This window comes from Vibrio sp. 10N.261.52.A1, assembly GCF_002876325.1.
Taxonomy (GTDB): Bacteria; Pseudomonadota; Gammaproteobacteria; order Enterobacterales; family Vibrionaceae; genus Vibrio; species Vibrio chagasii.
Map to the genome: position 1 here is coordinate 1 of NZ_MCYD01001359.1, position 345 is coordinate 345.

Genomic DNA, 345 nt, shown 5'->3' on the forward strand with positions numbered 1-345 from the left:
CAAGGTAATGTGATTGATGGTTTGTCTTCAGGCGACTTAATCGTAGAAGCCGGTGTCGATGTTTTATCTGAAGGACAACAAGTAAAAGCATGGCTACGTGAGGGGGGTATTTAATGAACCTTTCTAAATTATCAGTGGTTGTTGCATCAGCGTTGTTACTTCAAGCCTGTAATAATGAAATCCAACATCGTGAACAGCCACCTTTGTTGGTGTCAACTTTTGAAGTCGGTGCACCATTGACCGATCAGTATAGAAGCTTTAATGGTCAGGTTATGCCTGCAGAACTCACACCATTGTCATTTAAGCTGGCTGGTGAAATTCAACAAGTAACCGTAGAGGCGGGGG

Annotated in this window: 2 pseudogenes; both read left to right on the forward strand. The window is 43.2% G+C overall.

Annotated elements, in window-relative coordinates:
* Positions 1 to 114 (forward strand): annotated as a pseudogene (locus tag BCT81_RS27755) (efflux RND transporter periplasmic adaptor subunit); the annotation flags it as partial.
* A pseudogene (locus tag BCT81_RS27760) lies at positions 114 to 345 on the forward strand (efflux RND transporter periplasmic adaptor subunit); the annotation flags it as partial. The pseudogenes BCT81_RS27755 and BCT81_RS27760, both read left to right, overlap by 1 nt.